The organism is Ruegeria sp. Alg231-54 (assembly GCF_900143525.1).
Lineage (GTDB): Bacteria > Pseudomonadota > Alphaproteobacteria > Rhodobacterales > Rhodobacteraceae > Ruegeria.
In genome coordinates, this window is record NZ_FREZ01000020.1 from 13,782 (window position 1) to 35,261 (window position 21,480).

A 21,480-nucleotide genomic window follows, 5' to 3' on the forward strand; every position below is an offset into this window, starting at 1 on the left:
AACTGAACGTGGACTTACGGTTTTACTGGTCGATCTTTTCGCGGCGGCTGCCGTATTTCATGCTTGTCGCAACCGTGATCAGCGCGGCGTCGATCATCGTCGCTTTCTCTCTGCCGCCAGCCTATGTGTCAGAGATGAAACTGATCGTCGAAGCGCCTCGGATTCCCGACGATCTGGCCGCATCGACGGTGCGCACCCCGGCGCAACAGCAACTTGAGCTTCTTGAACAAAGGCTGCTGACCCGGGCCAACCTGATCGATATCGCCAACCGGCAAAGGGTATTCCCGGATATCTCTGAAATGTTGCCGGACCGGATCGTCTCGGCGATGCGGGCGCGCACCACAGTGCGTGCAAGCAACCACAGGGCGCCGGTGCCGCTGATGCAGATCAGTTTCGAGGCGCGATCAGGCGCGGTCGCGGCAGGGGTGCTCAATGAATACCTGAATCTGATCCAGCAGGAAGACGTCCGGTCCCGCACCGCGCGCGCAGCGCAAACGCTTGAATTTTTTGAACAGGAAGTGGCGCGCCTGAGTGAGGAATTGGCTAGGCGCAATGCCCGCCTGCTAGCCTTCAAGACCGAAAACTCCGATGCACTGCCGGAAAGCCTCGATTACAAGCTCAGCCAGCAAACGCTGCTGCAGGAGCGTCAGGCGATGCTCGAACGCGAAATCGCGGGCCTTGAGGATCAGCGCCAGAACCTGATCCTGATTTTCGAATCCACCGGGCGCGTGAACGGGTTCGAAAGGACGCAGCAGTCTCCGGAAAGCCGGGAACTTGAAGAACTCCGCCGCCAGCTCGGCGAAGCGCTAATCATCTATTCCGAACAGAACCCGCGTGTGAAGGTGCTCAAAGCGCGCATTGCCGAGATGGAAAAGACGGTACAGCCCCGTCCTGAGGACGACGAGGATACCACGGGCAACGCACTGCTTGATGTACAGCTGGCCGAGATCGCAACCCGTATTGATGTGCTCAGAGGACAACAATCCGCGACACAGGCACGGCTGGAAAAAGTGACCGACACGATCAACCGGACGCCCGCCACATCGATCCAGATCGAAGAACTGACCCAAGACCGGGACAACCTGCAACAACAGTACAATCTGGCCGTTGACCGGCTTTCCCGGGCCAGCACCGGCGAACGGATCGAAGTGACGGCACAGGGCCAGCGCGTGTCCGTGATCGAACCACCAGTTGTGCCGAACCGGCCGTCCAAGCCCAACCGAACTTTGATCGCTGCCGGCGGATGCTTTCTGGGTATTCTCGCGGGGCTTGGTCTGGTTGTGCTGCTGGAAATGCTGAACCGATCTGTCCGGCGGCCGGAAGATCTGGTCGCGCGCCTGGACATCACGCCTCTGGCGACCATTCCATACATCTCAACACCGGGGGAAATTTGGCGGCGACGGGGGTTCAAACTGGCGCGGCTGACGATCATACTCGTTAGCGTGTCGGCCGGGGTATATGCGATACACACCTATTATCAGCCTCTGGATCTGATGGCCGAGAGGGTTATGGAAAAAATCGGGACGCGCTGGTGATCCGCCGCCTGAATAGCTTTGATCGGGAAGGATAGCGGTCGATGGAGAAACTGCAGGTTGCCATAGAAAAGGCACGGTCGCAGCGGCAGAAAGCCGGTAACCCCCGGCCTGCTACCGAACCGGTGGTAAAACCTGTCAAGCCGACGGATGAGAGCCTGAGGGAACGTTGGAAAGATCTGACGCAGATCGACGTGCCCGAGTCTGCCCTTAGCCGCAACCGACTTGTCGCCAGCGCCGACGGACCCGCAGCGGGGCCGTTCGACATGCTGCGCACCCGTATTCTGCAACAGGCCAGAAGCCGGGAGTGGAAAAGGGTTGCGCTGGTTTCACCACACAGTGCTTGCGGCAAGAGTACCGCAGCAGCCAACCTCGCCTTTAGCTTCGGACGGCAGTCCGATCTGCGCACGATCGTTCTGGATCTTGACCTGCGTCGCAGTGGGTTGCGTAAAATTCTTAGCCAGCACTGCCAGCACACGATGGCCGATGTGCTGCGGGGAGACGTCCCGTTTTCCAAGCATGCTCAGCGGCTTGGCGAAAACGTGGCACTGGGGTTAAACGGCAGCACTGTTCGAAATGCCGCCGAAGTCCTGCAAAGCACGAAAGCCGGAGAGGTGCTGGATTCACTCCAGGCCGGGTTCGAACCGGACCTTATGCTGTTCGACATGCCCCCGCTGATGGAGGTGGATGACAATTTCGGCTTCCTGGGGAATGTGGATTGCGCCCTGTTGCTGATCGAAGCCGAACGCACCACGATCGACCAGATCGATGTGGCCGAGCGCCAATTGTCGGAGTTAACGAATGTGATGGGTGTCGTTCTGAACAAGGCCCATTATACAGAGGGCGCGTATGGGTATGGATATTAGTCTCAGAACCCGCTGAAATTTTGTTGGAAGCAAATTTCATCGTTCGGAACGGATCAGCGACGTGTCTGATATTCTGCCCTGTGAAGATGCATCGGGTGCATCAAGATTTTCCTCTTGGCAACTGTCATCACTCACACACAGTCAATCAAAGTAGCGCGCACCAACCTGCAAAACACGTCTTGAACCTGCCCAAGGCCCAACTGAACAGAATGTGCATATTTGGGCGTTATAGAAAAATAACGGGGCATGGTTCGGCTATCGCGGTTGCTACATTGCTGTTCCTCAGAAACAGCAGAGACCTCATAGAATAACCCAAAGAAGCGACTCTAACTGCCTGCCTCAATACGGAGGACTCTGATCGCCGGGTCTACGCGGCTATATGCTGCCAGCAATCGTCCAGACCAATTCTGATCAATGTAATCAGCCATGAAACGTGATGGCGCGACCAAGGTCACTGTCCCCCCTGCCCTATCAGCTTCAGTCAGATGTTGGAACCAACTGCTCCATAACTCCGGATCGCGCCCATGCAGGACTGCCTGAACCCGACTCCAGACGTCACCAGCCGCATCAGGCGAAAAATCCTTGGCTTTGAAAGGGACGACGTTGGTTGTCTCTTCCGGTTCAACCGACATCCGCGACAGGAAATCGGATCCGATTGTGGGCCAGATATCCGACGTGTCGATCATCAGCTGCTTCAGATCCAACTCATAGACGGCAACGCGCCCCCGCACGGCCGGGCGTTTGACGGCGATCCATCCCATCGCACGAAGCTTTGCCATCTCGCGTTTGACCGTGCGCTCATTCACAGACCAGAGCCGGGCTATTTCTTCCCGTCCGATCGACAGCTCATTGTTGCGCCAGTTATACCGAGTGGTGATTAGGGCAACGACGCGCAGGATGCTGCGCTGTCTGTGCTTGTCGCCTGACAAGGCGTATACGGCCAATGCAGACAGAATATCATACTTGAAAGCCGGCGCATTTCGTCCAGCCGGTTTCGCAACCTGTATTTCCATTCTCACCGCTCTGCCTGCCTCGTGCGGAGCTATGCCGCCAGTCTTACGCTGTTCACCCAACGCTTTTCACTATCGTGACACAATTAACGTCCAAATGATCGGTTGTGTCAAGCGGAGTCTGCGACGAGATCGTTTTGCGGTCAGGCCCGCATCAAAATTCAAAAGAAAACTGGTGAAGTATTGGTGATGGGGGGCATCCTGAATGTCCCCCTATTGATCTCTTTTGCCCCCCTATATAGGGGAGTTTCCAGCCTCGTGGCCCCCTAAGTATTGGGGCGAGGGTCAATGTTAGGGGGGCTTTTATTCCATTGCTCCGAATCGATTCCGGCGCTGTTTTCCCCTGCTTTCTTACCCGTGGGTAAGATCATACCGGCATCATATTTTCTTTTGCGTAAAACGCAATTTCAGCGTAAATACAAAAATATCTAAAAATAGCGTCCTAAGAAACGAGACTCGAGGCATGTACACGCACGAAGACCTAAATACTCTGCGGAACCAGTCCCTCAAATTACAGGGATGGATCCGCCAGCAAACGTTCAGCCCGGAAATGGAGAAGACCCTACGTCGCTTTTCAAGTTGGGAAGTCTCCGAGCTGATCTTTCGCGTCAACCAGTCGACCTTTCGCGGCAAGCTTGCGGCGGATCCTACTCTGCCCAGTGGCGAGGTTGAACCCGATGGTCGTCAGCGCTGGTTCAGCCTGGAAGAGGTGAATGAACTGCGTCGACGGCTCAAGGTAAATCGGAAGTCCCTGATGCCGCCCCGCCCTGCCGGTAAACGCGCCATTCGGGCAGCGGTAGCCAACTTTAAGGGTGGTGCCGGAAAATCCACCGTTGCGCTCCACCTTGCGCATGCGGCGGCGCTCGATGGTTATCGCGTGCTGGTCGTGGATTTTGACCCGCAGGCCACGTTGAGTCATTCCATGGGTCTGACAGACGTGACTGAAGATTTTACCGTTTGGGGCATCATGGCGCGGGACCTGATCCGCGAAACCGAACGCATGAACAATCGCCCCGTTGCTGCCGAGTCCGGCACCGCCCTGCCCCGCCGCGAGCTGCCGCCATCGGTCACCGGCATGGGTCTGGGCGATCTGCGCATCGCGGATTTCATCAAGCAGACATCCTGGTCCAGCATCGATGCGATCCCTTCCTGCGCCAACGCGGCCTTCGTAGAGTTCGCTTCGGCTCAGTACCGGCATCTGAACCCCGAGTGGTCCTTTTTTGCAGCGGTGTCGCGATATTTGGATCAGATCCCAGATGATGCCTATGACTTGATCCTATTCGACTGTCCCCCGGCGATTGGCTACCAGTCGATGAACGCAGTGTTCGCGGCGGACATGCTCTATATCCCGTCTGGCCCCGGATATTGGGAATATGACTCGACTACCTCCTTCATCGGTCAGCTAGCTGAGGCGCTGGAGGATCTGGCTTATGGGTTCGACAAAACCTTACCCACGGGTAAGATTGGCCTTCCCAAAACTTTCTGCGAACTTCGGTTCCTGTTGACCCGCTATGAGCCCGGCAACGCCCTGCACCTCGCCATGTTTGATGCTTTCAGGAAAGTGTTCGGTGACCACGTCGCGGAGCATCCGGTCGAGATGACGCGTGCTGTCGAACAATCCGGTCGTTTCCTGAGTTCGGTCTACGAGATGGATTATCGCGAGATGACGCGGGAAACTTGGCGTCGCGCACGCTCGACTTTCGATAATGTCTATGAAGAGTTCCGAGGCACGATGCTGGCGGCCTGGGATAAGCTGGAGGATGACACATGAGCCGCAAACGCAGAATGTTTGACATCGATATGCCAGCCATGGAGGACATCCCGGTTGGCAAGGTTCCGGACAAAGTTCTGGAGAAGCGGCGCGGGCCAATGGCCGCGGCAATATCCGAGAATGCGGATGCCCTGCGTAATCAACAATCGACCGAAGAAACCATTCGCTCTGAAAACGACCGTTTGGCGCATGAATTGGTACGGCTGCGGTCCGAAGGGTTGGTGACGGAACACGTCGTCCTGTCGGATGTCGTCACCGGAAAGCTCACCCGGGATCGCAAGGCTGGCCCCGACGCCGAACTGGACGAATTGAAGGATTCTATCCGTGACATTGGATTGTCGAACCCAATCCGTCTTGAACGCCGGACGGATGGCCGCTTTGATCTGATCCAGGGTATGCGCCGGTTGTCGGCCTATCGAGCGCTGCACGAGGAAACGGGTGATGACATCTACGCCAAAATCCCGGCCGGTATCTCAAATGCAAGCGACATAAATGACAGCTATCGGCGCATGGTTGATGAGAACCTGATCCGCAAAGATATCTCTTTCTCCGAGATGGGCGCATTGGCGCGAGCCTATGCCGAAGATCCTGCCAACGAATGCCCCGAAGTGGATAAGGCTGTTGCGATCCTGTTCAAGTCTGCAAGTTATACCAAGCGCAGTTACATCCGGTCCTTTGCCAGCTTGCTCATGATGTTGGACAAGGTGCTGATGCATCCCAACGAAATTCCGCGCAATCTGGGGGTCGAACTGAAGCGCAAGCTGAACGCCAATCCGGGCTTGATCCGCCAGGTCAGCACCGCCGTATTGACCGAACCGGATCGGGACGGCCCACGTGAAATTGCGATATTGCGAACCTTTATCGAGACCGACCGCAGCACAGCCAAGAAGCCTGCGCCATCCGCGAGCGGGAAAACCCGCCGTGCAAAAACTACTTTTCAGGTTTCGGGCCGGGCAGGGGTAGCCAAATGTTCGGCCTCCAGCGGCCGGATCGAGCTGCGCTATGACCTGGATTTCACACGCGTGGATCGCGCAAAGCTGGAAAAGGCTATTGCAACTTTGATCGACGATTTGCTGGAGGACGGTGATCTTACCCACGGGTAAAGCTCTGGTTTGCAGCTTTGTGGGAAGGGAACGCCGGGCCTTCAGCCCGGTATTCTTTTCTGCAGACCTCACCCCAGCAGATCTGTGGCCGGGTTCTCGGCAATATCCACATCGTCATAATATTTCTGCGCCTGGGCCATGGAACGGTGCAGGGACAAGCGCATGGCGGCCTGGATCGGCGCGCCATCGAGCGCGGCCTGGGTCAGAAACCCCGATCGCAGCCCATGTGGCGAAGCGAAGCTCTCGGGCAATCCCGCCAGTTTCAGCCGGTGTTTGACGATTTGGTAAATCGCGTCCGGGGAGAGGCGGCGGGCCAGAACCCGGTCGGCTTTGGAGATGGGCCGGAAGAGAGGGCCGTCGGTGATCTCACCCACCTCGACCCAAAACACCAGCGCTTGCGCTGCCCGACCCTTCAGCACCAGCCGCGGTGTTTCGCCCTTTTGAGTGGTCTTGCTCTCCAGCAGCGATAGCCAGATCAGCCCTGTCTTGTCGAACTCCTTCAGGCTGACATCCGCGCGCATCAACCCGGTGATCTCGGACCGGCGGCGGCCGCCCGAGGCCCAGCCCAACATCAGGAGCGCTCGATCCCGGCAATCCCGCCGCGATCCATGGCAGGTGGCTAACAACTGCTCCAGCACATCGCGGGTGATCGGGTGCTTTGATTTCGAGGCAGGAGGACGGGCGGCGGCACGGCGCGCCTTGGCGCGGGCCTGTTTCACCTGTGGCGCACCAAAGGGGCTGGTCAGGTTCTTCATCCGGTGGAAGGCCAGCCAGGAGGCGATGCGCCGGTCCAGCGTGGACGGGGCCGGGCAGGTGAGGGTTTTTCGCAGCCCCTGCGCAATCAGCGCTTCGGCGGTTTTGCGTGCGATATCATCCTCGGGCACATCATTCAGGTCCCGAGCGTGGTCCAACAGGAAGGCCAGCGCAGTGGCCTCGGCCTCAGGCCAGTCCAATGCGGCGTTGAACCGTGCCTGTTTCCACGCTGTCACATAGAGCAAATCCCTCTCATACGCCCGCAGTGTATTGGCGGGCGTGCCGCGCACATAGAGATCAGTCAACGCATCCTGGTCTGCCTGAGAGAGGGCAGGGGAGGCGGCGGGGAGATAGGGCGCAGAGGGCTTCATGAAGTGTATCCTGCGCCAATTCAGGTAAGAATTCAATTATACGTAATAAGCGATACTTATCGGATGTGATTGTAAAGTTCACCCTCCATCTACCTAATGTGCAAAATCGGGAGATAATAAGGGTCACAAACCGAAAACGCTTGTAAAAAGCAAGAAAGCCCAAGCACCACACACAGCCACACGATCAGAACCTATGCAGGGTCGACCCTGCATCAGAGAACAAGTGGACATCCGGTCTCGGTATATTGCCTGTTGGCGCAGTAGGACACGGCATCGCGCGAAAGCTGAACACTCATCCTCCAATCCGTTTGCGCACCCAGCCGAGGAAAGCCGCGTCCGGCTTTCTCAGCCGCGGCGCGCCCGAGCGCGCCCAGACCCCACGCCAATCCGCCTCAAGCGCATAAACATCGGCTCCTGGCATCAGGCGCCGTGCCTCCTCCAGTGTCTCCGGTCTCAGGATCGGAGGAGGGCGGTCCGGTTCAATCAAACCGCTGCGCGGGGTGAACCGGATCAGATCCCCTGGCTCTTCCCGCATTTCGTAATCGGGCAGGTGATCGGCTTCGATCATGTCGCGCAGCATCTTGCGGAACACCCGGCGCGGCGAAGCTGAACCGGATTTCTTGAGCAGAGTATCCACCGACACCGTCCAGCCGGGCTGGCGTCCGCAGTGTTTGCGCGTCAATTCATAGATCCGCCGCTCTAGCGGCTTACGCAGCCGAAAGTAGTCGCGGGAAAGCGTGAGGACGCTTTTCGACAGCACCGCCCGGTACAGCCAGTCGGACAGCGTCACCGCCACGTTGACCATACGTCCCCCGCGTGTCTTGCGCACAATCTCCCAGCTTTCGATCAAGCCGAACCCGGTGGTGGTCTCTTCTTCGCCGGTGACAATATTGGTGGTGATACGGGTGCCCGCCAGCCGCTCAAAGGCTTCACGCAGCCGTCGGTAGGAGTCGCCGCTGGTTTCCCGATTGGTCGCCGCCAGCAGGTCATGCGCCTTGAGCTGCAACGTACGGCTGACCTGACGACCCGCATTGATCGCCGCCATCAGCTGGCTGATACAAAAGATCAGGATATCTTTGTCATGAATCGTCGCCAGCCCTTTCACCGAAGGCGTCACTGTGATTTCCACTCCATTGTGCTCATAATTCAGGATACGGCGATCCGGCCGGGTCGCCAGCGAGAACAGCGGATGCTCCATGCTGGCTAGGTCATCTTTTGGGATCGCATCGAACACATCGCAGACGAAAAAGTCACCCTGCTGTCTGCGGTCCGGAAGAAGCCTCCCCGACGTTTCTGTAACTGACCTGTCCATGACCTTGTCTTCCTGCCGCCCTCGTTTTCGGGGTCTTGCTGACACCTAATACCGAACTCATTTTTTCGTGGTTTCAGTGACACCCACCCTAGAGTTATCCACAGACTCGCACAACGGGGGTTCAGAGTCACCCAACCGGGGTTTCAGAGTCGTTTCATCGTGGTTTCAGAGTCGGAAATACCCGTCAAAAGTAACGCAACCTGTTTTTTTAAAAAGAAAATCTTGGAAAATCGATATCAAGTAACATTAAATAACACGAATCTAACAGATCAAAAAAACCCAAAGCCTTCCGGAATTGCGCTAAATCCGCATCACGATTCCCTTATTTTGCTGAGAAAAACCGTCTTTGTGCTTCTTTTTGTTCCATGTACTGCCTTTTTGGCTATCATGAGGAAAACACAGCACATCGAGCGGTTTTCATCATGGCAAAGGTCGGCACTCCCCTTCCTCCTTATTTCAACATAGATCCCGATGCAGCACTCACGGATCTGGATTTACCCACAGGTTCGCAGGACTTTTCTGACATTGCCGAAGCCTGCACCCGCGGTCGCTCGGATTTGGCCAGCCGGGGTTTGAATGAAACCGGGAGCAAGTCGCTGCGCTTGTTTTCCACCTGGGAAATCACCCGCTATCTGATCCCTGTAGCCCAAGCTCATTTCCGCCGCGTGTTGAAACAAAATCCTGATCTGCCGCAGGGCCAGTCCGAGACCGAAGGCGGAGCCAAATGGTTCACACTGGATGAGGTACTACGGCTACGCGCCTTTTTTGGAGCTCAAGGATCGAAGGCCAAAAACTACCTGTCCTACCGTCCTGCTGGACAGCCCGCCAAGATGGTGGCTGTGGCCAACTTCAAAGGTGGTGTCGGCAAGACTTCCACAGCAGCTCATTTGGCGATGTCCGCTGCCCTTGACGGGTACAAGGTGCTGGTGATTGATCTAGACAGCCAGGGGTCAATGACTTCTATCTTTGGCGGTCAGGTTGAGGATGAATGGCAAACCGCCTTTCCGTTGCTGGCTCGTCATTACGGAGAATATCTGCGGATCGAGAACCAACGCCGTCTGGACCGGGGCGACGCGCCTCAACCGCTGGACGAAGCGTTGGGTGCAGCCATGGAAATGACAGCGCGGGATGTCATACAAAGCACCCACTGGTCAAACATCGATCTTATTGGGGCACAGCTGAACCTCTACTGGGCCGAGTTCCAAATTCCCGTCTGGAGAATGCAGGCGCGGGGCTGGAAGTTGTGGGATGCACTGACCGACCGGCTTGAAGCTGATGGCGTGCTCGACGAATATGACCTGGTCTTCATCGATACGCCGCCCGCGCTTGGATACCTGACCATCAACGGGCTGGCCGCTGCTGATATTTTGCTGGTGCCGCTTGGGGCCTCGTTTCTGGAGTTTGACTCGACGGGCCGGTTCTTTGACATGCTGCATTCCACCTTTGCCAGTATCGAAGAGGGTGAAAATGTTGCTGCCCGAGCCCTGGGGCGGCCCGAAATGGCATTTGAATGGGATGCTGTTCGCGCAGTAATCACACGTTATGACGGGGCGCAGCAAGGCGAGTTATCGGCTCTGATGCAGGCTTATTTAGGCAAGACGCTATCACCGCACAGGCAGGATTTCACCGCGCTGATCGGTCAGGCAAGCGAACAGGTGAATGGAATCTACGAAGCCGATTATCGCGATTTCAACCGAGAAACCTATGCCCGCGGCCGCGAAACCTTTGACGCCACTTATGCGGCTTTCAAACGGTTGTTGCTGGGCGTCTGGAGGCGCGGCGAATTGGCTGCGCAAGAGGCCGCGGAATAGCGTCTCGTGACGCGCACTGACCCCAGCGTATGTGAGGAGGAGCAGAGATGGCAAAACGCAAGCGACTGACCCCGGCCCGACTGGATTATCTGAAGGCTTCTTCCGAGGTCAGGTCTGTGTCTCCGGACCGGAACCCGGCTCCGATTGCGCAAATGGCTGGCGAAGCTGCTGCCACGGCGGCACTGCAGGAAGTCAGCCAGGCTCTCCAGAACGCCCGGGCCGACAGACGGATGATCGAACTGCTGCCACTGGCGGAAATCGATGGGCACCATCTGGTTCGCGACCGCCTGGAACAAAACGAAGAGGAAATGGGGGCGCTTGTCGCTTCGCTGCGTTTGCGCGGCCAGCAGATGCCCGTTGAAGTGGTTGCACTGCCCACTCCAGTGGGCGGGTGCAGCTATGGTCTGATCTCTGGCTGGCGGCGGTTGACGGCGTTGCGGCGCCTTTTCAAAGAGACAGGGGACTCTGAATTCGAACATATCCGGGCAATGGTGATCACTCCCGACACCGCACAGGACGCCTATCTGGCGATGGTCGAAGAGAACGAGATCAGAGTGAACCTCTCTCACTACGAACGGGCGCGCATTGCGGTTCAGGCGATGAAGGAAGGTGTGTATCCAACACAGAAAGCCGCGTTACAGGGTCTATTTGGCAATGCGGCACGGTCTAAGCGGTCTAAGATCGGTTCCTTTATCGCGCTGGTCGAATCCTTCGATGCAGCACTTTGGTTTCCATCTGCCATCAGCGAAAAGCTGGGTTTGGCGCTGGTCCGAGAAATGGGACGGGACCCTGGCTTTGCAGATTCACTGAAAGAGCGATTGTGCAAGACCCCCCGTGAGAGTGCAGAGGCCGAGATGCAAATTCTGTCCCTGGCCTTGGAGGGGCCCCAAGACCGCACCGATCCGAAACCACCCATGCCGCGTCGGTTACGTTCTCCCGGGCCGAGCGCAACTCCGGGTGAACAGATTGTCACTTCGGTGAGCGAGGGTATAGAACTGCGGTTCACTCCGGGGCAGTGCCGCATCGAACTGGTCGGCGAGGCGGTTTCAGACCGTCTGGCCGAGGCTCTTCAGGATTGGCTGCAATCTCGGTAAGGGTCCGCTCCGGGCGTTCTGGAGGTTAAATCAATGTTTCGCACGCGAAACATTGATTGCGGCCGGCATATCCAGCGCCTCACCTCCAAACACACCTCAAAGCCATCCTTTTAGGACCGCTCTGGATCAGGTTGAACGCGTGGGTTGCGGGTCCGCAAACGCATATCACTGCACCCAATCAGATCGGAAATGCCCCGTGCCAGATGACGGCACAAGGCGCATGCTTCGCGAACGATCAGGTATGGGGTAGGGCGGCCGTGAGCAAATGTCCCGAACTGTTCCGAAGTGAAACGGTATCGGAACAGGCACCGTCAGGCCTTGGTCACCAGATCCATCGGCAGCCCACGCGATGCAATAGCGTTGCGGGTGTCGACGATCGGAAGCCCCAGTCGGATCAACTCCTCATAGTCGATGGCATCATGATCCGTCGAAATCAGTATGACATCATAGCCATCCGGCCTGATATCGCCAAGTTGGACGGCTTCGCGATCCAGCAGATGTGGAAATTCCCGCATGCGGGGAATACTGTCGATATGAGGGTCCAGGAAGTCGACTTCTGCGCCGTTTTTCAACAACATGTCCATCAGAACCACCGAAGGGCTTTCCCGCATATCCGGGACATTCTTTTTGTAACTGATGCCGACCAGCAGAACCCGTGATTTCGACAGGCCCTTCCCGCATCTCTGGTCCAGAGCTTCACGCAGCTTGGCTACAACGTAATGCGGCATTGTCACGTTGATTTCGCCGGCGAGTTCGATGAACCGAGTGGCATGCCCGTATTCACGGGCCTTCCATGTCAGGTAGAACGGGTCGATCGGGATGCAGTGGCCGCCAAGGCCGGGGCCCGGATAGAAGGGCATGAAACCGAACGGCTTGGTGGCGGCCCCGTCGATCACCTCCCAGACATCGATCCCCATTGCGCCGTAGATCATTTTCAATTCGTTCACGAGCGCGATGTTGACGGCCCGAAAAATGTTCTCGGTGATTTTAACCGCCTCGGCCGTACTGGCCGAAGAAACAGGGACCACCTTGTCGACGACCTTACTGTAGAAAGTCACCGCTAGGGTCCGGGCCATGTCGGAATCGCCGCCCACGATCTTCGGTATGGAATGCGTGCGATATGTCTTGTTGCCGGGGTCCTCACGCTCCGGGCTGAAGGCAACCCAGAAATCCTTGTTGGGCTCCAGCCCGCCCGAGGCTAAAATCGGCGTCAGAATATCTTTTGTCGTCCCGGGGAATGTTGTCGATTCAAGAACAATCAGCGCTCCATCCCGCATATTTTCCGCAATGATCTTGCCGGTTTCAGTGACGAAAGACAGATCCGGCTCGCGGTGGCGGGTAAGAGGGGTCGGCACGCAAATGATGATTACATCGCAATCGGACAGTTTCGAAAAGTCTGCTGTCCACATAACAGGGCTGCCGTCTGAAACCTCTTGCAGCATCTCGTGCGTTACCGCGGCGACATAGCTATTGCCTGCATCCAGTGCGCGAATCTTGTTTTGATCGATGTCGAAACCGGTCACCGCGAAGCCGCGCAAAGCCGCCGTTACGGCCAGAGGCAGGCCTACATATCCAAGGCCGACGACCCCAATCCTGGCTGTTTGGTTGTTCAGCGACGCCAAAAGCCTGGCGTCAGTCGCGTTTTCCATATCCATCTTAAATACCGTCCCAATCAATCGCCTTGGCTTCTTCCGCTTCCGGCGTGGATGAAATCTTTAACTACATCAATGAGCTGCGCATCGGCAAAGGCAGGAACTTCCCCCCCGGCCAATACATTCCCTTTAGAAACTCGATCCAGCAACTCCGTCAACTCTGTTTCTTCCTGTGCTGCAAACACTCCGTCCCGGTTACCGAAGCGCTTTATTGTGGCGAACTGATGGTCATTGCGGGTTTCCCGCAGATGTCCACGCCGCGGCAGGAGCACGATTGGCTTCTTCATGCTTTGCGCCATGATGATGGTTCCCATACCGGCATGAGAAATGACAAATTCGGCCGTTCGGAAGCGTTCGCTGTAGTCGTCCGGTTCCAGCGTGGAAACGGTCTCGAAGTTGCGGGGACTGTATTGGGCGTTCTTCGTGATCTGTCCGAAAACGCGGGTTCCGACGCCGCGGGCACCGCACCAGTCGTCAACGCAGCGTACCAGCCTGTCAAAAGGCTCATGGGTTCCAACTGTCAGAAAAATCAAATGACCGATCCTTCATAGCATGGGCCTTCCGGGGTAGCCAAATACTCCCACTGTGTCAGCCAGAGATCACAGTGCTTTCCGGCTTTCTGTCCTGCAAGAGACAGCTCTTCGGCATTGGCGATGCTGTCGATCCATATGGTACGGGTCCCCATCATGGATGCGAGCCGTAATGCAAAATAGCCAGGCGCAGCGCCCGTCGTTACGACAACATCCGGCCGGACCCTGATGAGAATAGCGGCAATCTGAAAGACCGAACGGATCAGCCTCAGCTTTTGCCACCGGTTGGCCTCAATCATGACCCGGTAACCGGGCTTCGGCTGGCCCCTTTCAGCTGCCAGGGCTTCTACTTTGGCCCTGAAGCCGGGCTCTGTCGTGACATATGTCACATCGCAGCCGTCCCATGCCGGCATCAGTCGGCAAAGCTGCACCCAGTGCCCGCCACCTGATGCAACCGCCAGAACGCGGGGGGGGGGGCTCATGGGGAGGCTCCGGGCAATAGATATCTTAATCGCATCAAACAAATCCGCGGGTTTCTGTACATTCTATGAACTGCATTGTCAGGTTTAAGACAAAGTCGGCACAGGGCCTACCATTTTCCGAACGGGCAGAAGAGATGGTGAGCCGGATTACGCCCCGGGCGGCGACTGTCGCAACAGCGGTGCGCGGTATGAAACCTGTGTCCGGTTGCACATTGGGCACCACGCACCTTTCCGAGTGATAGCGCAGAATCATTGGGTCTCAGGGGTGGGCAATCCTGGGCAAAATCGAGATTTGGTTCTTAGGTGAAAACAGCCCACCCAAAGAATCTCTGACATTGCCGTTCAAAATAAGGCATTTTGTGGGCGGTGTCGTTTTGGGCGGGCGGATATTCCTGAATTGTCTTTGAAATATGGTGGGAATCGGCTAAAACCGTGCCTGTATTTGAGCAGAGTCCCAATAATAATCTGGGCAAAAATGTGACGGACCTCACAGTTAGAGTTGTTTGGTTCATGTAATGAGGATGGGCAGGCCACAGTTTTCGTGGCGTTGTTTTGTGCCGGAGTAAAATTGATTATGACGAGTTACGTTAAAAGTGTGAGTGCAGTTGATACAGTCGCACCGGTTCAGTCTCAATGGGAACCGGTATCTGTATACTCCCGGGGGGGAAAACGCGCATTTGACATTCTCTTTGTCCTGCTAACCGCACCGATCTCGCTCTGCCTGATCGCAATCATGGTCCTTTTGGTCATGCGCGACGGTGGACGCCCGTTTTACACCCAGGAACGGATCGGGCGGGAGGGCAGAACCTTTCGCCTGTTCAAAATCCGCACCATGGTGGCGGATGCCGACGAGCGGTTGGCGGCCTACCTGGCCAAAAATCCCAGTGCCCGCGCGGAATGGGAAAGCGATCAGAAACTCAAGAATGATCCGCGCATCACGCGGATTGGCTGGTGGTTGCGCCGCACGTCTCTGGATGAGCTGCCTCAGCTTTTGAATGTTCTGTTGGGTGATATGTCCATTGTTGGGCCGCGCCCGATGATGACCCAGCAGAGAAAGCTATATCCTGGTACTGCATATTACGCGTTGCGTCCGGGTATTACCGGCCCCTGGCAGGTTTCCGACCGCAATCAGACCAGCTTTGCCGCCCGCGCAGACTATGACGCGCAATATCTGGCGGAGCTGTCGCCCGGGACGGATTTGTCCATACTTGCCCGCACTATCTGGGTCGTTCTGCGCTGTACGGGCTGTTGATCGCATCAGGTTTTGCTTGAACAGTTTGCGGACACATCCCATCTTTAAACACGCAACCTGCAATGACGGTTAAGATGCTTCAAAAAGCTTTCAGGGGCGTTGCATTGGGTGTCGCCCTTATTCTTCTGGTCGCCTGCGACTCTGCCGAGGAACGGGCCGAGAAGCATTTTCAGGCAGCTCTGGAATATTTGGAAAATGGTGACTTCGCTCGGGCGACCATCGAGTTCCGCAATGTTTTCAAGCTGAACGGCAAGCATAAAGAAGCCCGGTTGACCTATGCCAAAATGCGCCGCGATGCCGGTAACGTGCCCGAGGCCTACGGGCAGTATCTGCGTCTGGTCGAACAATATCCGGATAATCTCGAGGGCCGCCGCGCGCTGGCGCAGATGGCGGCGTTGTCCGGAGACTGGGAAGAAGCCGAACGCCATGTCGGGGAGGCCGCCGAACAGGCCCCCGAGGATACGGTGGTGCGGGCGGTTCTGGCCAGCCTTGCCTATCGCGAGGCGCTGGAGGCGGAGGATGAAGCCGCCATGGGCCAGGCCGTCGAACAGGCGGAGGCCCTGATTGTCGAAGCGCCTGAATTGGTGATCCCGCATTTCATCGTGGTGAACGATTGGGGCCGTCAGCAACGCTGGCCCGAGGCGCTTGAAGCGCTGGCGGCCGCGCTCGCTGTCTCGCCCGAAACGCGGCGCTTTCACGATATCAGACTCGCAGTATTGGGCCAGCTGGGCCGGGACGACGAAACCGAAGCGGCACTGGAAGAGATGGTGGAGCGCTTTCCCGCCGATCCCGGGATTCAGAGCAGTCTGATCTCCTGGTACATGGCCCGCAATGATCTGGAAGCGACCGAATCCTTTCTGCGCCGGCGCATCGACCCGGATGAGGACGATCCGCAAAACCGGATGGCACTGCTGCAGTTTCTTGCGGGCACCAGCGGCCCGGACGCTGCCATCGCCGAGATTGACAGAATGCTGGCCGGAGAACTGGCGCACCGGCCTCTGTATCAGGCGTTGCGCGCCGGGCAGCGCTTTGAGGCTGGTGCAACCGATGCGGCCATCGCCGAACTTCAGGCCGTTATTGCGGCCTCTGAGCCGTCTGCCGATCTGAACGATGCCAGGGTGGTGTTGGCGCATATGCTGCTGGCAACCAATGACGAAATCGGCGCGCGCGCGCTTGTCGACGAGGTATTGGCTGCGGATACCGGCCATGTGGGCGCAGTCAAGCTCAGAGCGGGCTGGTTAATCGGGGATGACCGAACCGGGGATGCGATCGTTCTGCTGCGGGCGGCCCTTGGGGACAGTCCCCGGGATGCCGAACTGATGACCCTGCTCGCAAATGCCCATCAACGGGACGGCAATCGCGACCTGATGGCGGAAATGCTGTCTTTGGCTGTCGAAGCGTCAGGAAGCGCGCCGGAGGAATCTTTGCGCTATGCCGAATATCTGGTGCGTGAAGACAACGCAAACCTGGCTGCGGGGGTTCTGACCGACGCACTTGGCCGCCAGCCCGGCAATGTGCAACTGCTGACACGTCTGGGGCAGATTCATATACTCGGGCGGGACTGGAGAAGTGCGCAGAAATCTATCGACAGGTTGGAGGCGCAGGGGGACGGCACTGCTGCCCAGGTCCAGGCGCTGACCGCCGGCCTGCTTGCGGCGCAGGGCTATGTAGAAACCCTGATGAGTTATCTAGAAGACCTGTCGGACGAGGGGGGCAGCGTTGGCGACATGGCCGAGATCGGAATCGTGCGGGCCCATGTGCGCAATGATGATCTGGAGGCAGCTCAGGCTTATCTCGACCGGGCGCTCGAAGATGCACCAGAGGATGTCGTGCTGCGTTTTCTTCAGGCCTCTGTTCTTGCCGGGATGGGAAAGCAGGACCAGGCCGTCGCCGTCTATCGGACGCTTCTTGAGGAACGACCGAAGAGTGAGCGTACCTGGATAGCGCTTTATGTTTTGCTGTCCGGAACCGATACGGCACAGGCTGACGAAGTTCTGGGTCAGGCTCTTTCCGCTTTGCCGGACAGCGCTGCTCTGAAATGGATAAAGGCCGGCGCGCTTGAAGCGCAGGGCGATATCGAGGGCGCAATTGATGTTTATGAGGCTCTGTACAAAGCCGACAGCAACTCGGTCGTCGTCGCCAACAATCTCGCCAGTCTGCTTGTTGCGGCCCGGGATGACGCGGAAAGCCTCGATCAGGCCTATCGCATTGCCCGCCGCCTGCGGAACAGTCAGGTGCCCCATTTCAGCGATACCTATGGCTGGATCGCCTATCGGAGAGGGGATTACGACGCAGCATTGAAACATCTGGAGTTTGCAGCCCGGCAGCTGCCCGGGGAACCTACGGTGCTGTATCATCTGGGGGCCACCTATGCCGCGCTCAGCCGCAACACAGAGGCGCGCGCCACATTGGAAAAGGTCACTGAACTGGAGCAGGTGTCTGAAGATCTGGCGCAAAAAATACAGGCTGCAATCGCTGACCTGACCACACCAGCCGAAAATGGTAACTGATTCTGATTGCGGCACAATTTCACCACAGCGTGAACGCATCGCTCCACAGGTGGCTTACATGGACTCATCTTCCACGCTAGGCTCAACAAGAAACTCAATTTTTCGAGGGCTTAAAAGATGCTAAGAACATTAATCGGTCTTCTCGGCCTGATCCTTTCGGTAACCGTTGTTCAGGCGCAGAGCGGGTATAGGGTCTCGCCCGGCGACACGATTCAGGTTGAAGTTCTGGAGGATCCAAGCCTCAACCGAAGAGTGTTGGTTTTGCCTGATGGTACATTCAGCTTTCCATTTGTTGGAACGATTCAGGCGGGTGGACGGTCAGTAGGTTCGATCCGTGATGCGCTGACCTCTGGGCTTTCGCCACAATTTGCGGCCGAGCCTAATGTCTATGTTGCTGTCGCCGCGACCGCATTACCCGAAATTGTGGGAACGGAAGCTGCTCCTGATACGGATGCCATTTATGTCATGGGTGAGGTCAACACGCCCGGGTTGCTTGATGCAAGGCCAGGCACGACGCTGCTGCAGGCCCTGGCGCAGGCTGGCGGGTTGACCAGATTTGCCGCTGGTAAACGCATCGAATTGCGCCGACGCGAACAGGTTCTCTTTTATGACTATTTCCGCACCGGGAAAAAACCCAGCGTTGGTGGCAGCACTGTCCTGGTTCCCGGGGATGTCGTCATCGTCCCGCAACGGCGCCTATTCGAATAAAACTCGGGTATGCAAACCGGCGCAGGGGTTTTCTTCTGCGCGGTTTATGACAGCAGGGCAGGATCGCCTTGCAGCCCTTGCCGTTCTTCTGAATCTCGTGATCCCGGCCGAAAGGCCTAAAACGGAAGCCGTTTCCTTAGAACCCTGGGAATTCGCGCTGTTACGAACGCCAGTGTTTTCACGGGGTGTATACGTAGCGCTTTGCGCAACATCTTTTTAGCTGCCCGTTTTCGCCCCAACGTCATGAGCGCCTGCGCGAGGTAGAGTAAGATGCGGGTATGTGCGTCCGGATATGCGGCAAGCACGCGCTGGTTTTTCTTCAGAACCCGGATTGTGCCAATTGCCTGCTTACGGGTATTGCGGGAAATACTGTCCGGGGAAATGAAACTCAGCACAACCGGATCGAGAGCTTCATAAACTTTCGTGTGCTGCACCAGACGAACCGTAAAGTCCCAATCTTCATTTGCCCGTGCACAAGGATCAAACCACTCCCTGTCGGGAAAGCAGCCACGCCGGAAGACTGCATTTTGCAGGCTGATCCGGTTGCCGAAAAAGAACCTCCGAACCTGATCATCATCCAGTTTGATCTGCCCATCTGGCGGCGGAGCGCACGTGACCTTGCCGGGGCCGTAATTGTGGAATTCGTCGCGTCCGTACAGGATCTTTGACCCGGTCACAACGCCCACCTCATCGGGCAGGGATTCAAGCTTTTCTATCTGTCGGAATAGTTTGTCAGGCAGCCACATGTCGTCACTGTCCTGAAAGGCAACAAAACGGCCCCGCGCCATTTTGAGACCAGTGTTACGCGCCTTGGCGGGGCCTCCATTGACCTCGTGACGGACATAGCGCACCCGGTCATCTCCGAGCGCCTCGACAACGGGCCGCAGGTCGATCTCGGACGCATCGTCGACCACGATCAGTTCCAGATCCCGATAACTTTGCGACAGGACGCTCTCACAGGCCACTTTCAGACTGTCGGGACGGCCATATGAAGGAAGAATGACGGAAACGGAAACGGTCATGATCTGTTATCTTGAAAAAATGACATTATGAACTCTGAAAATACTGCGCTATCAGCGCCGGAACGGCCAGTTATCTTCTAGCATCCCGCCCTGTTTGAAGGAACATTTACCTCCTGTATCGCATCGGTTCCTTGGCAAAGCCGGGGTCATTGTGGCTTTGGCGTTACGTCTGGCGAGACTGGAACGGGGGAAAACGCTTCTTGCATGATTTCCTGACGTAACGGCGGTAATGAATAGATAAGAAAAACAGGCGGAAAATCGCAATGAGAGCAAGCAGCAGAGTATCTGGCTTCGTCGCGGCAGCTTTGGCAATTCATGCGGTGCCGCGCGTGGCCACGCCACAAGAGGCCGAAGTGACCGGGCTGACGCAAAGCTTTGGGATTTCCTCGTCGGTGCGGGTGAATGACAATTTCGGGCTGGACGAACCATCGCTGGGAACAACCACGCTGTGGGACAATACTGTTACTTACGACCTGCTGAAAGAAACCCCTCTGGATCGACTGTCGCTGGGGTTAAGCGGTATCTTCCGGTTTTCTGATGTACCTCAACAGTCCAGCGAATTTGAGTTCGACTCTCCCTCGGCAGCGTTCAATTATGGCCGTTTCGGAGCCAACAGCCTGCTTGATTTGAATTTAGGCTATAGTGAAATTGACCTGAATTTTGAAGACCCGCTGCGCCGTATTGACGAAGATTTTGATAGCACTGACGACGATCTCATTTTGGACGACGGGACCCGTAAAACGACTAACGCGGGGCTGGAGTTCGAAACCGGGGTAAGTGATCCATTCGGCTTTGGCCTGTCCTCAAATTATTTACACGTCGATTATGACGACACCACTGACCCCTCTCTGTTTGAACGCGAGACAATATCCAACGAGGTATTCGGGCGCTTCAGATTTTCCCCGGTGCTGGAAGGTCGGTTGAGCTTTGCGCAGTCAGATTACCAGGCAGAAGACGCTGAAGGTACAGATAGGACCAGCAAATTCACGAACTTCTCGCTAACATACGACATTGACCCTGCAACCCTTCTGGAAGCCACGATCGGCTACACTGACATCGATGAAACTCAGGAAGTCGGGGTGGATTCCCGAGAGCGCGGAGTGGTCGGAAGCCTAGGTCTGGTTCGCGAGATGCCCAACGGAAACGCCGGGGTCGAGCTGGGGTCGGATTTGAGCATCAACGGGCGCCGTAACACCATTCTTTTCGAGCGCGCCCTTGAATTGCCGTTGGGCGGGCTTGAGGCAGGTTTGGGACTTACGCGCGGCCCGCTGGGCGAGACTAATCCGATCGGTAACCTGCAATATACTCATGAACGTCCGCGTTCCAGGCTGACAGTTGGGTTTGATCGCAGCTACCAGACCAATGATCGCAGCGAAGAAACCCGTCGCACCCGCGCGTTCCTGGGATATGAGTTCACGATCAATCCGATTTCATTCATGACCTTCAATCTCGACTACGCCAGCGTATCGTCGATTGGTGACGGCACCGCAGAAGACAACAAGGTCGGGACGTTCCGCACAGCATATGTACGCGACCTGACAGCCGATTGGGATTTCTCAGTCGGCTACAAATACATAGACTACGAAACCGAAAGCGATCCGCGTGCAAATTCCAACGAGGTATTCTTTACGCTTTCGCGAAGCTTCACGACCCGTTGATTTATCTGCCGCGCCGAATTCCTGTCAGCGAAACTTTATGATA

At 56.7% G+C, this 21,480-nt stretch carries 17 protein-coding genes; 10 read left to right on the forward strand and 7 right to left on the reverse strand.

The annotated features are described in order from the left end of the window. Positions 1 to 8 precede the first annotated feature (8 nt). Together DHN12_RS22235 and DHN12_RS22240 are read left to right on the forward strand one after the other, a co-directional pair. Complete coding sequence (locus DHN12_RS22235; protein WP_108862143.1) at positions 9 to 1,535, forward strand: lipopolysaccharide biosynthesis; 1,527 nt, start codon at positions 9 to 11, stop codon at positions 1,533 to 1,535. A 41-nt stretch (positions 1,536 to 1,576) separates the two neighbouring features. Continuing rightward, positions 1,577 to 2,398 carry a CpsD/CapB family tyrosine-protein kinase gene (locus tag DHN12_RS22240; RefSeq protein WP_108862144.1) on the forward strand — a complete coding sequence of 274 codons (822 nt, stop codon included), beginning with the start codon at positions 1,577 to 1,579 and terminating at the stop codon, positions 2,396 to 2,398. A 326-nt stretch (positions 2,399 to 2,724) separates the two neighbouring features. Here the strand turns inward: DHN12_RS22240 and DHN12_RS22245 are convergent, their stop codons facing one another. Beyond that, positions 2,725 to 3,411, reverse strand: a complete 687-nt coding sequence (locus DHN12_RS22245; RefSeq protein ID WP_306418424.1) for a DnaA N-terminal domain-containing protein — start codon at positions 3,409 to 3,411, stop codon at positions 2,725 to 2,727. 460 nt (positions 3,412 to 3,871) lie between these two features. On the opposite strand from DHN12_RS22245, the gene DHN12_RS22250 reads away from it, so the two are divergent. Together DHN12_RS22250 and DHN12_RS22255 are read left to right on the forward strand one after the other, a co-directional pair. Further along, positions 3,872 to 5,179 (forward strand): AAA family ATPase, encoded by a 1,308-nt coding sequence (locus DHN12_RS22250; protein WP_108862145.1) that lies wholly within the window; start codon positions 3,872 to 3,874, stop codon positions 5,177 to 5,179. Beyond that, on the forward strand, positions 5,176 to 6,282 hold the full coding sequence (locus DHN12_RS22255) for a ParB N-terminal domain-containing protein (RefSeq protein WP_108862146.1): 1,107 nt from the start codon (positions 5,176 to 5,178) through the stop codon (positions 6,280 to 6,282). Before DHN12_RS22250 ends, DHN12_RS22255 begins: the two co-directional genes overlap by 4 nt. Positions 6,283 to 6,350: 68 nt before the next feature. Here DHN12_RS22255 and DHN12_RS22260 read toward each other — a convergent pair whose 3' ends face one another. Beyond that, entirely contained in the window at positions 6,351 to 7,406 is a 1,056-nt protein-coding gene (locus DHN12_RS22260) for a tyrosine-type recombinase/integrase (protein WP_108862147.1), read from the reverse strand. 292 nt (positions 7,407 to 7,698) lie between these two features. Then, positions 7,699 to 8,718, reverse strand: a complete 1,020-nt coding sequence (locus tag DHN12_RS22265) for a replication initiator protein A (RefSeq protein WP_108862148.1) — start codon at positions 8,716 to 8,718, stop codon at positions 7,699 to 7,701. Between the two features lie 422 nt (positions 8,719 to 9,140). On the opposite strand from DHN12_RS22265, the gene DHN12_RS22270 reads away from it, so the two are divergent. Both DHN12_RS22270 and DHN12_RS22275 read left to right on the forward strand, forming a co-directional pair. Continuing rightward, positions 9,141 to 10,529: an AAA family ATPase gene (locus DHN12_RS22270; RefSeq protein WP_108862171.1), complete on the forward strand. Its 1,389-nt coding sequence runs from the start codon at positions 9,141 to 9,143 to the stop codon at positions 10,527 to 10,529. A gap of 47 nt (positions 10,530 to 10,576) precedes the next feature. After that, positions 10,577 to 11,623 carry a ParB N-terminal domain-containing protein gene (locus DHN12_RS22275; RefSeq protein WP_108862149.1) on the forward strand — a complete coding sequence of 349 codons (1,047 nt, stop codon included), beginning with the start codon at positions 10,577 to 10,579 and terminating at the stop codon, positions 11,621 to 11,623. 311 nt (positions 11,624 to 11,934) lie between these two features. Here DHN12_RS22275 and DHN12_RS22280 read toward each other — a convergent pair whose 3' ends face one another. Genes DHN12_RS22280 through DHN12_RS22290 form a run of 3 tightly spaced genes read right to left on the reverse strand, consistent with a single transcriptional unit; the run spans position 11,935 to position 14,287 of the window. After that, positions 11,935 to 13,278, reverse strand: a complete 1,344-nt coding sequence (locus tag DHN12_RS22280; protein WP_108862150.1) for a nucleotide sugar dehydrogenase — start codon at positions 13,276 to 13,278, stop codon at positions 11,935 to 11,937. Positions 13,279 to 13,295: 17 nt separating this feature from the next. After that, on the reverse strand, positions 13,296 to 13,808 hold the full coding sequence (locus tag DHN12_RS22285) for a glycosyltransferase (protein WP_159090175.1): 513 nt from the start codon (positions 13,806 to 13,808) through the stop codon (positions 13,296 to 13,298). After that, complete coding sequence (locus DHN12_RS22290) at positions 13,805 to 14,287, reverse strand: UDP-N-acetylglucosamine--LPS N-acetylglucosamine transferase (protein WP_108862152.1); 483 nt, start codon at positions 14,285 to 14,287, stop codon at positions 13,805 to 13,807. The genes DHN12_RS22285 and DHN12_RS22290 overlap by 4 nt, the downstream gene beginning before the upstream one ends. Before the next feature lie 595 nt (positions 14,288 to 14,882). Between DHN12_RS22290 and DHN12_RS22295 the strand changes: the two genes are divergently transcribed. The 3 genes from DHN12_RS22295 to DHN12_RS22305 all read left to right on the forward strand — a co-directional run bounded on the left by DHN12_RS22295 (position 14,883) and on the right by DHN12_RS22305 (position 18,757). After that, positions 14,883 to 15,539 carry a sugar transferase gene (locus tag DHN12_RS22295; protein ID WP_234416754.1) on the forward strand — a complete coding sequence of 219 codons (657 nt, stop codon included), beginning with the start codon at positions 14,883 to 14,885 and terminating at the stop codon, positions 15,537 to 15,539. 74 nt (positions 15,540 to 15,613) lie between these two features. Then, a complete protein-coding gene (locus DHN12_RS22300) occupies positions 15,614 to 18,049 on the forward strand; it encodes a tetratricopeptide repeat protein (RefSeq protein WP_159090177.1) in 2,436 nt (811 codons plus the stop codon). Positions 18,050 to 18,166: 117 nt separating this feature from the next. Next, positions 18,167 to 18,757 (forward strand): polysaccharide biosynthesis/export family protein, encoded by a 591-nt coding sequence (locus DHN12_RS22305; RefSeq protein ID WP_108862154.1) that lies wholly within the window; start codon positions 18,167 to 18,169, stop codon positions 18,755 to 18,757. 116 nt (positions 18,758 to 18,873) lie between these two features. Here DHN12_RS22305 and DHN12_RS22310 read toward each other — a convergent pair whose 3' ends face one another. Then, complete coding sequence (locus tag DHN12_RS22310; protein WP_108862155.1) at positions 18,874 to 19,779, reverse strand: glycosyltransferase; 906 nt, start codon at positions 19,777 to 19,779, stop codon at positions 18,874 to 18,876. 263 nt (positions 19,780 to 20,042) lie between these two features. On the opposite strand from DHN12_RS22310, the gene DHN12_RS22315 reads away from it, so the two are divergent. Next, positions 20,043 to 21,437 carry a hypothetical protein gene (locus tag DHN12_RS22315; RefSeq protein WP_108862156.1) on the forward strand — a complete coding sequence of 465 codons (1,395 nt, stop codon included), beginning with the start codon at positions 20,043 to 20,045 and terminating at the stop codon, positions 21,435 to 21,437. Positions 21,438 to 21,480: the final 43 nt, after the last annotated feature.

Bases quoted from the DNA above. Each gene is read 5' to 3' on its own strand.
- DHN12_RS22275 (WP_108862149.1), top strand. From the start codon at position 10,577: ATGGCAAAACGCAAGCGACTGACCCCGGCCCGACTGGATTATCTGAAG.
- DHN12_RS22305 (WP_108862154.1), top strand. From the start codon at position 18,167: ATGCTAAGAACATTAATCGGTCTTCTCGGCCTGATCCTTTCGGTAACC.
- DHN12_RS22280 (WP_108862150.1), bottom strand. From the start codon at position 13,278: ATGGATATGGAAAACGCGACTGACGCCAGGCTTTTGGCGTCGCTGAAC.
- DHN12_RS22270 (WP_108862171.1), top strand. From the start codon at position 9,141: ATGGCAAAGGTCGGCACTCCCCTTCCTCCTTATTTCAACATAGATCCC.
- DHN12_RS22245 (WP_306418424.1), bottom strand. From the start codon at position 3,411: ATGGAAATACAGGTTGCGAAACCGGCTGGACGAAATGCGCCGGCTTTC.
- DHN12_RS22310 (WP_108862155.1), bottom strand. From the start codon at position 19,779: ATGACCGTTTCCGTTTCCGTCATTCTTCCTTCATATGGCCGTCCCGAC.
- DHN12_RS22300 (WP_159090177.1), top strand. From the start codon at position 15,614: ATGCTTCAAAAAGCTTTCAGGGGCGTTGCATTGGGTGTCGCCCTTATT.
- DHN12_RS22265 (WP_108862148.1), bottom strand. From the start codon at position 8,718: ATGGACAGGTCAGTTACAGAAACGTCGGGGAGGCTTCTTCCGGACCGC.
- DHN12_RS22260 (WP_108862147.1), bottom strand. From the start codon at position 7,406: ATGAAGCCCTCTGCGCCCTATCTCCCCGCCGCCTCCCCTGCCCTCTCT.
- DHN12_RS22315 (WP_108862156.1), top strand. From the start codon at position 20,043: ATGAGAGCAAGCAGCAGAGTATCTGGCTTCGTCGCGGCAGCTTTGGCA.
- DHN12_RS22250 (WP_108862145.1), top strand. From the start codon at position 3,872: ATGTACACGCACGAAGACCTAAATACTCTGCGGAACCAGTCCCTCAAA.
- DHN12_RS22240 (WP_108862144.1), top strand. From the start codon at position 1,577: ATGGAGAAACTGCAGGTTGCCATAGAAAAGGCACGGTCGCAGCGGCAG.
- DHN12_RS22290 (WP_108862152.1), bottom strand. From the start codon at position 14,287: ATGAGCCCCCCCCCCCGCGTTCTGGCGGTTGCATCAGGTGGCGGGCAC.
- DHN12_RS22255 (WP_108862146.1), top strand. From the start codon at position 5,176: ATGAGCCGCAAACGCAGAATGTTTGACATCGATATGCCAGCCATGGAG.